General features: G+C 67.1%; 12 protein-coding genes and 1 pseudogene. 8 read left to right on the top strand and 5 right to left on the bottom strand.

Annotation, left to right across the window (positions count from 1 at the left end; all coding sequences use genetic code 11):
* Together AC069H_RS14385 and AC069H_RS14380 are read left to right on the top strand one after the other, a co-directional pair.
* A partial coding sequence (locus AC069H_RS14385) for an ArsR/SmtB family transcription factor (RefSeq protein ID WP_478232560.1) occupies positions 1-224 on the top strand: 224 nt, incomplete at its 5' end.
* Positions 225-276: 52 nt separating this feature from the next.
* Positions 277-651, top strand: a pseudogene (locus tag AC069H_RS14380) (PASTA domain-containing protein); the annotation flags it as partial.
* Here AC069H_RS14380 and AC069H_RS14375 read toward each other — a convergent pair.
* Positions 594-1,532 (bottom strand): cation diffusion facilitator family transporter, encoded by a 939-nt coding sequence (locus AC069H_RS14375; protein ID WP_478232559.1) that lies wholly within the window; start codon positions 1,530-1,532, stop codon positions 594-596. The pseudogene AC069H_RS14380 and the gene AC069H_RS14375 sit on opposite strands and share 58 nt — an antisense overlap.
* A 145-nt stretch (positions 1,533-1,677) precedes the next feature.
* Here AC069H_RS14375 and AC069H_RS14370 point away from each other — a divergent pair, with 145 nt between their 5' ends.
* The 5 genes from AC069H_RS14370 to AC069H_RS14350 all read left to right on the top strand — a co-directional run bounded on the left by AC069H_RS14370 (position 1,678) and on the right by AC069H_RS14350 (position 4,878).
* On the top strand, positions 1,678-2,514 hold the full coding sequence (locus tag AC069H_RS14370) for an ion transporter (RefSeq protein WP_478232558.1): 837 nt from the start codon (positions 1,678-1,680) through the stop codon (positions 2,512-2,514).
* A 233-nt stretch (positions 2,515-2,747) separates the two neighbouring features.
* Positions 2,748-3,710, top strand: a complete 963-nt coding sequence (locus AC069H_RS14365; RefSeq protein WP_478232557.1) for a sporulation protein — start codon at positions 2,748-2,750, stop codon at positions 3,708-3,710.
* A gap of 150 nt (positions 3,711-3,860) precedes the next feature.
* Complete coding sequence (locus tag AC069H_RS14360; RefSeq protein WP_478232556.1) at positions 3,861-4,004, top strand: hypothetical protein; 144 nt, start codon at positions 3,861-3,863, stop codon at positions 4,002-4,004.
* A complete protein-coding gene (locus AC069H_RS14355) occupies positions 4,001-4,273 on the top strand; it encodes an SRPBCC family protein (protein ID WP_478232555.1) in 273 nt (90 codons plus the stop codon). The genes AC069H_RS14360 and AC069H_RS14355 overlap by 4 nt, the downstream gene beginning before the upstream one ends.
* A 332-nt stretch (positions 4,274-4,605) precedes the next feature.
* The gene (locus AC069H_RS14350) at positions 4,606-4,878 is read left to right on the top strand and encodes a GlsB/YeaQ/YmgE family stress response membrane protein (protein ID WP_478232554.1); all 273 of its coding nucleotides are present in this window, start codon (positions 4,606-4,608) and stop codon (positions 4,876-4,878) included.
* A gap of 28 nt (positions 4,879-4,906) precedes the next feature.
* On the opposite strand, the gene ypfJ is transcribed toward AC069H_RS14350, so the two are convergent.
* The 4 genes from ypfJ to AC069H_RS14330 all read right to left on the bottom strand — a co-directional run bounded on the left by ypfJ (position 4,907) and on the right by AC069H_RS14330 (position 8,051).
* Positions 4,907-5,803, bottom strand: coding sequence for a KPN_02809 family neutral zinc metallopeptidase (ypfJ, locus tag AC069H_RS14345; protein ID WP_478232553.1), 897 nt, complete (start codon positions 5,801-5,803; stop codon positions 4,907-4,909).
* Positions 5,804-5,928: 125 nt separating this feature from the next.
* The gene (locus tag AC069H_RS14340; protein ID WP_478232552.1) at positions 5,929-7,002 is read right to left on the bottom strand and encodes a HupE/UreJ family protein; all 1,074 of its coding nucleotides are present in this window, start codon (positions 7,000-7,002) and stop codon (positions 5,929-5,931) included.
* A gap of 72 nt (positions 7,003-7,074) precedes the next feature.
* Entirely contained in the window at positions 7,075-7,623 is a 549-nt protein-coding gene (locus AC069H_RS14335; RefSeq protein ID WP_478232551.1) for a hypothetical protein, read from the bottom strand.
* A 59-nt stretch (positions 7,624-7,682) separates the two neighbouring features.
* Positions 7,683-8,051, bottom strand: coding sequence for a hypothetical protein (locus AC069H_RS14330; protein WP_478229959.1), 369 nt, complete (start codon positions 8,049-8,051; stop codon positions 7,683-7,685).
* 119 nt (positions 8,052-8,170) lie between these two features.
* Between AC069H_RS14330 and AC069H_RS14325 the strand changes: the two genes are divergently transcribed.
* A complete protein-coding gene (locus AC069H_RS14325; protein WP_478232579.1) occupies positions 8,171-9,349 on the top strand; it encodes an IS701 family transposase in 1,179 nt (392 codons plus the stop codon).
* The last annotated feature ends 266 nt before the right edge of the window (positions 9,350-9,615 follow it).

Here is a 9,615-nt window from a genome sequence, read left to right as displayed (position 1 = left end):
TCGCCTGCCTCGCCGAACTCGCCGGCGCCGCCCCCACCGCGGTCAGCCAGCACCTGGCGAAACTCCGGCTCGCCGGCCTGGTCAAAGGCCGCCGCGAAGGCACCTTCGTCTACTACTCCGCCGCGAACGAGCACGTCAGCAGGCTACTCAAGCAGGCCCTCTTCCACGCCGACCACATCGACGGTGAGCAACCCGGCAGCAAGCCGCGGGCAGCCGCACACTGACACCCTGCACCAGGGGCGGCGTCGATGACAGCCAAGGGAAGTCCGGGTCCCCGATCTGGTGGGACTGTCCGTTCCCGACGCCCGCGCGGCGACACACCGGCTGGGGCTCGTCCTCGCGTCCAAAGATCTCGACGGACCGTCGCTGGGAGCGTTGACGTGGCCGGGAACATGGATTGTCGTAGGGCAGGAACCCAATGGCGGCACCATGATCGCGCGCGGAGAGTACGTGCGAATCGAGTTCCGGCGATTACCCGACGGCGGCGACGCGGGTGACCGGGAACCACGAGATCCGCACCCTCGACCACAGGAGGTCAAAGAGGCCGCCGAACCGGCGCATGAGCCCGCGCCACAGGAACGGGCTGCCGACGATCAGCGTGTTCCCGGTGTCCGCTCTTCGGCCGGGCGCCGGAGGTCGGGTTCGAGATAGATGACGCGCGCGATCGGCACCGCGGTCCGCACGCGCTGTTCGGCGGCGTCGATGGCGCGGGCGACATCCGCACCGCTGACCACTGCCGGCACTGCGATCTTCGCGGCCACCAACAACTCCTCGGGTCCCAGGTGCAGGGTCCGCAGATGGATGACGGAGTCGACGCCGTCGCCGGGCAGCGCGGTCTCGATCGCGGTCCGGTGTTCGCGGCTCGCGCTTTCGCCGATGAGCAGGGACTTCATTTCCACGGCGAGGATCGCGGCGATCGCGACGAGCAGCAAGCCGATCATCGCGGTACCGGCGGCGTCCCAGCGGCCTTCACCGGTGATCAGCGTCATCGAGACGCCGACCAGCGCGAACACGAGGCCGAGCAACGCTCCCAGGTCCTCGAGCAGGATGACCGGCAGTTCCGGTGCTTTCGCGGTGCGGATGAACCGCGCCCACGAGCGCTGCCCGCGGATCCGGTTCGACTCGAGCACAGCGGTGCGCAGCGCGTAGCCCTCCATGGCCATGGCGACAAGCAGGACCGCGATCGGGACCCACTGCCAGGTGTCGATCGGGTGCGGGTCGGCCCACTTGTGCCACGCCTCGTACAGGGCGAACAAGCCACCGAGGCTGAACAGCACGATCGACACGATGAACCCGTACACGTAGCGCTCACGTCCGTAGCCGAACGGATGCTCCGGTGTCGCCGCCCGCTTCGCGCGCTTGCCGCCCAGCAGCAGCAACGCCTGGTTGCTGGTGTCGGCCAGCGAGTGCACGGATTCCGCGAGCATCGACGAGGACTGAGTGAGCAGGAACGCGACGAACTTCGTCACCGCGATCCCCAGATTGGCGAACATCGCCGTGACAACCGCCCGTGTACTTCCCTCTGCAGCCACGCGAGCACCCTAGCGAGGCTCCTTCGGTGCCCGGGCACCGGCGCGTCCGGACGGTTGGCCCCTCTCCTGCCGTGACACCGGCCTCGGGTCACCCGATAGGTTCGATCGTCGTTGTCGGTCGGCGTGTCGGTGAGGAGTAACGCGGGTGAGTGTGCGGGAGCGGTTGCGCGAGGTCGTCGAGGCACCGTTGTTCCAGCGGGTGGTCATCGGCGTGATCATCGTCAACGCGATCACGCTGGGGTGCGAGACGTCGCCGACACTGGTGGCCGAGTACGGCTCGATCCTGCACGCGGTGGACCGGGCGGTACTGGTCATCTTCCTGATCGAGCTGATCCTGCGGATCTACGCGCACGGTTGGAGGTTCTTCACTGATCCGTGGAACTGGTTCGACACGGTGATCGTCGCGATCGCGTTGCTCCCGACCTCGGGAGCGTTCTCCGTGCTGCGCGCGTTGCGGATTCTGCGGGCGTTGCGGCTGATCTCGGTGGTGCCGAGCATGCGGCGGGTGGTCTCGGCGTTGCTGGGCGCTCTGCCGGGGATGGTGTCGATCGCGGCGTTGCTGGTCCTGGTGCTGTACGTGTCGGCGGTGATGGCGACCAAGCTGTTCAGCGGTGTGTCCCCGGAGTACTTCGGGGATCTCGGCGATTCCCTGTTCACGCTGTTCCAGGTGATGACCGGGGAAGCCTGGTCGGAGGTGGCCCGCACGGTGATGAGCCAGCGACCGGTGGCGTGGGTCTTCTTCGTCGCCTACATCGTCATCACCAGCTTCACCGTCTTGAACCTGTTCATCGCCGTGGCAGTCAGCGCGATGGAAGCCCAGACCTCCCGCCGCACCGACAAACAAGATGACGACGAAGCCGCCACCCTTGCCGCCGTACTCGCCGAACTCCGGGAACTACGCGCCCTGCACGACGCCGCCGCACGACGCGACGAGGAAATCCCCGAACGCGACACTGCGCGACCAGCCGTTTCCACGCTGTGAGAAGTCTGGGGGTTTTGTCCGGAACCATGCGCCGTACAGTTACGTTGCCATGGACGTGGACGACGATTCTGACCTAGCCGCCGCTCCGATATCGCGGGCGCTGATCGGCCCGTAAACCCTTGCTTCGCTTGGTGATGCGCCGCCTCTCGCGGCCGCACCGGCCTTGCCATGCCCCAGAGTCACCACTGTCAGTAGTTGATCGGTAACAAACGATTGAAGGAGAAGAATCTCGGATGGTGTTCAAGAAGATGCTGCAGAAGATCGGCGTCGGCGGGGTTTCGGTCGACACGGTGCTGAACGACCCGCGATGCCGGCCGGGTGCGCCGCTGACCGGCGAGGTGCGGCTGGTCGGCGGCGAGGCCGACGCCGAGATCGAGCACATCGCGCTGTCGCTGGCCACTCAGGTCCACAACGGCCGGGGCGGCCGGTCGCAGACGGAGTTCCACCGGGTCGTCGTCGCGGGCGCGACGCGGTTGACCGCGAAAGAACAGCGCACCATCCCCTTCACCATCCCGCTCCCCTGGGAGACGCCGGTGACCGAGGTGTCCGGTCAACCTCTGCCTGGCATGGAACTGGGGCTGCGGACCGAGGTATCGATCGCCAAAGCGGTCGACAAGGGCGACCTGGACCCGGTGATCGTCGAACCGCTGCCGTCGCACGACGCGGTACTGGAAGGGTTCGGCCAGCTCGGTTTCACCTTCAAATCCGCCACCGTGCAGCAGGGGCAGGCCTACGGGGTGCGCCAAGAGCTGCCGTTCTTCCAGCAGCTCGACTTCTACCCCTCAGGACAGTTCGCCGGCCGGGTCCAGGTGGTCACCCTGACACTGGTCACCACGCCCGCCGAGGTCACAGTGCTGCTGGACGCGGACCGGCACGCGGGTGCGTTCGGCGCCGGTGGCCAGGGGCGGTTCCAGGCAGGGCATGAGGAGGCTGCGGGGCAAGACTGGGCGGCACGCATTCACGAGTGGCTCGCCCAAGTCGTGGAGGCCCGGCAAGCCCACATGATGCAGGCCGGATACGGCCAGCCGGGCTACGGCCAGCCGGGATATGGGGAGCCCGGATATGGGCATCGTGAGCGGCGCGGCCCCGGCATGGGCGGCGTGGTGGCCGGGGTCGCCGGCGGTGTCGTGGGCGGCATGCTGCTGGGCGAGATGCTCGACGGCGACGACGAAGACGGCGGGGACGACGAGGGCTGACCGGCCCGGAACATCGACTGGGGCGAGACCGGAAGCCGGGTCCCGCCCCAGTCGACGTGCAGTACTGGTGAGGCTTCTTTCGCGCGCATGCCCCGTGATCACGAACCGCTCGGCTAACCCCGGTCACTCACGAAGGGATCTGTCACCCGGATGAGCACGATCATCAAGTCCGTCGAGGTCGAAGCCGATGTGACCACCGTGTACGACCGGTGGACCCGGCTCTCCGACCTCCCGCGCTTCGTACCAGGCGTAAACGGGTCGAGCAGCACGATGACGTCCACACCCGCTGGATGATCAGGATCGGTGGCCTGGAACGAACTTTCGAAGCCACCATCACCGAGCAGCGAGCCGACAGCCGGATCGCCTGGGAAAGCCGGACCGGACCGTCTCATACCGGCTCCGTCACCGTGCACCGCGTCGACGACGCCCACACGCGGATCACCATAGAGCTGACAGTCGCGCCCACGGGGTTCGTGGAGAAGGGCGCCGACAAACTCGGTTTCCTCGACCGTCACGTCGAAGTCGCTTTGGACAGCTTCAAAACCACCATCGAAAACCGCTGAATCGTGAACTGACCCCGCCGACAGCTCGTCGCGGGCGAAATGGCTCGGTCTCATAGGTGTTACCTGGCTAGGCTTGAGCCATGGGGGTGCCGGTGTGGTTGGGTTTGTGCGTGGTGCTACTGGCCCATGGGCCGCCATCCGCCGCCGTGCCCGCGGTGGTGCTGCTGGTGGCCTGCGCATCAGCGCTTCCCGCAACAGCCCGGAGGGCTGCGATGTCTCGATCACGGATACCGTCGCCACGCGGCCCTCATGACTGATCAACACCGGTTGGCGCCCAAGCAGTGTTCTTCGTATCGTAAGTCTGTTCACCCGATCGACCACAAGGGGAAGCGATGTTCTGGACCATCCTGGGCTGGATCCTGTTCGGCCTGATCGCCGGTTTCATCGCGCGCGCCCTGGTGCCGGGCAAGGACGACATCGGCCTGCTCCGCACGATCGTCCTGGGCGTCGTCGGCTCCGTCGTGGGCGGCCTGCTGTTCGGCCTGCTCACTGTGGGCATCCGCGGCTTCCAGCCGGCCGGCTGGATCGGGTCGGTCATCGGCGCGATCATCGTCCTGGTCATCTACAACAAGGTGACCGGCCGCAAGTCCCGCCCCCGCGCCTGACTGCACGAAGGCTCAGCCGACCTTCGTCTCATCCGAGGTCGCGGGTGCTGAAGGTGTCACAGCGCGCCGGGTCTCCGGTGGTGATGCCGGTGGTGAACCACTTCTCGCGCTGCTTCGAGCTGCCGTGGCTGAACTTCGACTGGTCCACCCTGCCGTTGCCCAGTTTGCGCTGGATGTAGTCGTCGCCGATGCGAGCGGCTGTGTCCAGGGCGCGGTCGATGTCGTCTTGGGTGATGTCGGCGACCAGCGGCTTGCCGTTCTCGGCCGGTGTGGTCGTCGCGTGCTTGGCCCACACGCCGGCGTAGCAGTCGGCCTGCAACTCCAGCCGCACCGAGTCCGAGGTTGGGCCGCTACGGCTGCGGACGCGATTCGACGTGCCGGTGAGGTTCTGCACGTGGTGACCGTACTCATGGGCCAGCACGTAAGCCTCGGCGAACGGGCCGCCCTGTGCGCCGAAGCGCGAGCGCAGCTCCTGGAAGAACGCGAGGTCGATGTAGACCTCGGAGTCGGCAGGGCAATAGAACGGGCCGACGTCGGAGGAGGCGTTGCCGCAGGCAGTACGCACGCCGCCTCGGAAGAAGTTCGTGGTCGCCTTGCGGTAGGTCTGCCCGGATCGGGCGAACTGCGCGGTCCAGTAGTCCTGAATCGAGTTGATCACCGCGACCGTGGCGCAATCACGATTCCGGTTCGCGTCGGCGCCAGTACGGCACTCCGAGGAGAGCGAGGAGTTGTCGGTCTGCCGACCCGAATCGATTCCGGCCAGCCCAGGCCCGCTCGGCGACACGCCACCGAACTGCGAGAACAGGAAGTACACCACTAGGCCCAGCACGCCGAGCCCGCCACCGCCCATGGCCACCCGGCCACCGACACCACGCTGATCGTCGACCTCGGAGACGTCGAGACTCGCACCTTCATCGAATCGCACGCGTAGAAGCGTAGCGGTCGCAGGAAAGAATAGGCTCGGCCGAACGCGTGCCGACTTGGATGACCACCATGTTGCCAGCCGTGTCCGGATCGGATTTCCCCGCTCCGGACACGGCCTCGTTCGCGTTACCCCTGCGCCGGGCGGGACCGCGGATCCGCGAACCATTCCTTGGCGAAGTCCTTCAGCGCGGGAATGTCCACTGTGGAACAAGTGAGCGTGCTGAAAGCGTTCCGCGCCACCACAGTGCCGGCCTGCACGGCCGAACCGCCGACAACGCGGTTACCCTCCGGCCCGGTGATGAACTGACGCAGGGCGGCGACCTGATCGACGGGAATCGTGGCCGCGTAGTGCACGATGACGTAGCCGTCACCCATGACATGGCCGAAGTCGTCGTCCGGCGTCTTCTCCGCCGGTTCGTAGAACTTCTTGTCCGGGTGCTGCCCGGCACCGTTCACCGGGAACCGGGTCGGGCCGGTGCTGCACGGCCCGGCCGCCTCCGCGTCGAGGCTGGTCGCCGAGGTGATGGTCAGCACGACGGCCGCGACCAGCCCGGCAGCGACCAGGCCCACGCTGGCCGCGCGGGACGTGGTGTTCTTGACCTTCTCCTGTTTGAGGAACCGGACCACGAGCAGCCCGAGCGCGGTGAGCACGCCGATCGCCAGCAACTGGCCGATCTCGACCCCGACGTTGAAGGCGATCACCCGCCACAGCAGGCCTTCCTCCGGCAAGCCGAGGTCCTGCAGCCGGGTCGAGAGTCCCAGCCCGTGCACGAGACCGAACCCGAGAACCGCGGCGGTGAACAGCTTCCAGTCCCGGGGCCTGCCGAACCAGCCGACCACCCCGACGAAGACCAGGCTCAGCGCGATGACGATGTCGACCACCGTCGCGTTCACCTGCCAGCCGGCCAGGGTCGCGATGATCAACGTCGCGCTGTGGCCGAGGACGAACACCGAGATCAGTTTCGCCGCCCGGCGCCATTCTCCCGCCAGCAGCACGATCCCGGCGATGAACAGCAGATGGTCCCATCCGAGCAGCATGTGCTCGATACCGAGTGGGATGAACTCCCAGACGTTCTTGTCGGCGGCGGTGCCCCCGATACTGTGCGCCAGTGCCGGGGACGCCGTGACAAGCGACGTGCCCGCCACGACCCCCGCCAGCACCGCGCCACGACGGGCACGGAGCGGAAAATATGCAGACATGGAGGATTCCTGTTCCTGGATCGGGAAGAGCCGTCCTGGCCAGCCGGCCGGACGGTGTAGCGCTCGAACGAATCAGGAACCAGCGGGCGGACCGCGGCGCGTGCGACGCCGGGTCAGCAGAATCCGCAGACCGTGCCCGGGAACGACATCAGGGACGACCGGCACCCACAGCACCGGCCGCACCGGCGCCGAACAACGCGCGGCCACCACGATCGGCGACACCAACCGCAAGATCGCCGACGCCGCCGTATCCGCCGAAGTGAGAAGAACGCCGGTGAGCAGGATCGCGAGCCCGTGCGCGACGAACATCGCCGAAGGATCTGTCTCGACCGCCGCTTGAGGATGATGGTCGGCGACGGGAGGCACGGAGAGGACGACGTGCATCGCCAGCTGCCCGACGGCCAGCACACCGGTCGTGGCGACCGGGCCACGTCCGCAGCCTGCCGTCGCGGTGGCGACCCAGCCGATCAAGACGGTCAGCAAGACCGTCAAGCCCGCGTCCGGGAACCCTCCCCCGGCCACCCCGTGCGCCGTGACCGCGAGCGCGGCCGACGCAGCCGCGAACCACGCACCACGTGCCAAGCGCAGCGCGCGAGGGCGACGGGAAGCGTGGCGGTCCATGGCGTGCAGCGTAAGGCACGGAGCCACCTCACCCGCAGAATGAGACCGCGGGCACCGAGTCAGTTCCCGCCGAGGATGCCGAGCACGGCCTTACGCGGCAGGGTCCGCGCGGCCGCGGCGAAGAAGGTGTTCCGCCGTCCAGAGATGACCGTGGGTCGTCGGCGCCGCCGCAGGGCGGCGAGAGCCGTTCGCACGACACGCTCCGGGGTCTGCACCAGACCGGCGGGGACGTCTCCGTGCGGCTGGGATTCGGTGGCCGTCACACCCGGACACAAGCCCATCACGTAGACCTCGCGGGCCCCGGCGATCACCTGGTAGCCGTGCGCTTCCAGCTGGCGGGCGAACTTCTTTCCGATCCGGCGGTCGCGCCGGTCCCACCGCTTACAGGAATGAGCAATCAAGGTGAATGGCCGACGCTGGTTCGCCATCGCTCGATCCTCGCGACGGACAGTGAGGCACCGACGCAATTAGTGAGCGGTTAGTACTCCAGCCGCACTTCGTGATATACGTCGTGTAGCATGTCGATCTTGTGTTGGGTGATGATGATCTGGCTGTCTGGGTGAGTGGGCTGGATGACCTGTTTGCGCAGGTGGCGGGACGGTTTCATCGGGCCGAACCTCGACGCAGGGCTCGTGCCTACGTGCGCGGGCTGCTTGCGCCGCTGGCCGGTAAGAACGGCTGGACGCTGGCCGAGGCCGCCGGTGACATCACCCCGGATGGGATGCAACGCCTGCTCAACGCTGCGGCCTGGGATGCTGACGGCGTCCGTGATGATGTCCGCGGCTATGCGATCGGGCATCTGGGTGAACGTGATGGTGTGCTGATCGTGGACGAGACCGGATTCCTCAAGAAGGGCAACAAATCTGCTGGGGTGCAACGCCAGTATTCCGGCACGGCCGGACGCATCGAGAACTGCCAGCTCGGCGTGTTTTGTGCTTACGCCACAAGCAAAGGCCGCACCTTGATCGACCGCGAACTGTACGTGCCGAAGTCCTGGGCCGCCGATAGGGGCCGCTGCCGGGAGGCAGCGGTTCCCGACGAGGTCGAGTTCGCGACCAAGCCCGTTCTCGCGCAGCGGATGCTCGCCCGCGCCCTGGACGCCGGCGTGCCTGCCAGCTGGGTCACCGCCGACGAAGCCTACGGAGGTGACTCGAAATTCCTTCGCTGGCTGGAAGAACAGCGGATCGGCTATGTCGTGGCCGTGCCCAGCAGTCAGACCATCCCCGCGGTGGCCGGCACGTCCCGCGCCGACGCACTCGTCGCCCAGGCACCCGATGACGCATGGAAGCGCCGAAGCTGCGGCGACGGCGCCAAAGGCCCACGGATGTTCGACTGGGCCGTCGCCGAGCTACCCACTTACCCCGACACCACCCCGCCCGGCTGGGGACGCTGGCTACTGGCCCGCCGTTCACTGACCCGAAACAGCAAGGGCAAGCACGAGATCGCCTACTACTTATGTTGCGCCCCAACGGGAACAACCGACAAGGACCTGATCCGCGTAGCCGGGACACGGTGGGCGATCGAGGACTGCTTCCAGACCGCCAAAACCGACGTCGGCCTCGACCAGTACCAAGTTCGCCGCTACGACGCGTGGTACCGGCACATCACCCTGGCCATGCTCGCCCACACCTACCTCGCCGTCACCGCCGCGATCACCCCAAAAGCCCTGGCAGCAGCCTCATCCCAATCACCCTGGGCGAGGTCAAGCGTCTCCTGGCACACCTGATCACCACCCCGCTCGACCGCGCAGCGACCTGGGCCTGGTCACACTGGCACCGCCACCAACATCGGGCTCAACAAGCCCACTACCAGCGAAGACGCGCCATTAATCACGAAGTGCGGCTGGAGTACTAGGCCTCGTGCATCCGCGGGCACCAGTTCGCCCTCCGCCTCAGCGCCGAACGCCGGTTCGCATGGAACGTCCCATCCCACGCGAGGACGTGCGGCGCGGGAGACGAAGCGGATCGGTAAAGGGCAGCGGCGAAGGTCGGC

It is taken from the genome of Amycolatopsis sp. NPDC043887, from assembly GCF_056435665.1.
The sequence above is the reverse complement of the archived record's forward strand: the minus strand, read 5'-3'. Positions and strand labels throughout refer to the sequence as shown.

Bases quoted from the DNA above. Each gene is read 5' to 3' on its own strand.
- AC069H_RS14365 (WP_478232557.1), top strand. From the start codon at position 2,748: ATGGTGTTCAAGAAGATGCTGCAGAAGATCGGCGTCGGCGGGGTTTCG.
- AC069H_RS14360 (WP_478232556.1), top strand. From the start codon at position 3,861: ATGAGCACGATCATCAAGTCCGTCGAGGTCGAAGCCGATGTGACCACC.
- AC069H_RS14355 (WP_478232555.1), top strand. From the start codon at position 4,001: ATGATCAGGATCGGTGGCCTGGAACGAACTTTCGAAGCCACCATCACC.
- AC069H_RS14350 (WP_478232554.1), top strand. From the start codon at position 4,606: ATGTTCTGGACCATCCTGGGCTGGATCCTGTTCGGCCTGATCGCCGGT.
- AC069H_RS14340 (WP_478232552.1), bottom strand. From the start codon at position 7,002: ATGTCTGCATATTTTCCGCTCCGTGCCCGTCGTGGCGCGGTGCTGGCG.
- AC069H_RS14335 (WP_478232551.1), bottom strand. From the start codon at position 7,623: ATGGACCGCCACGCTTCCCGTCGCCCTCGCGCGCTGCGCTTGGCACGT.
- AC069H_RS14330 (WP_478229959.1), bottom strand. From the start codon at position 8,051: ATGGCGAACCAGCGTCGGCCATTCACCTTGATTGCTCATTCCTGTAAG.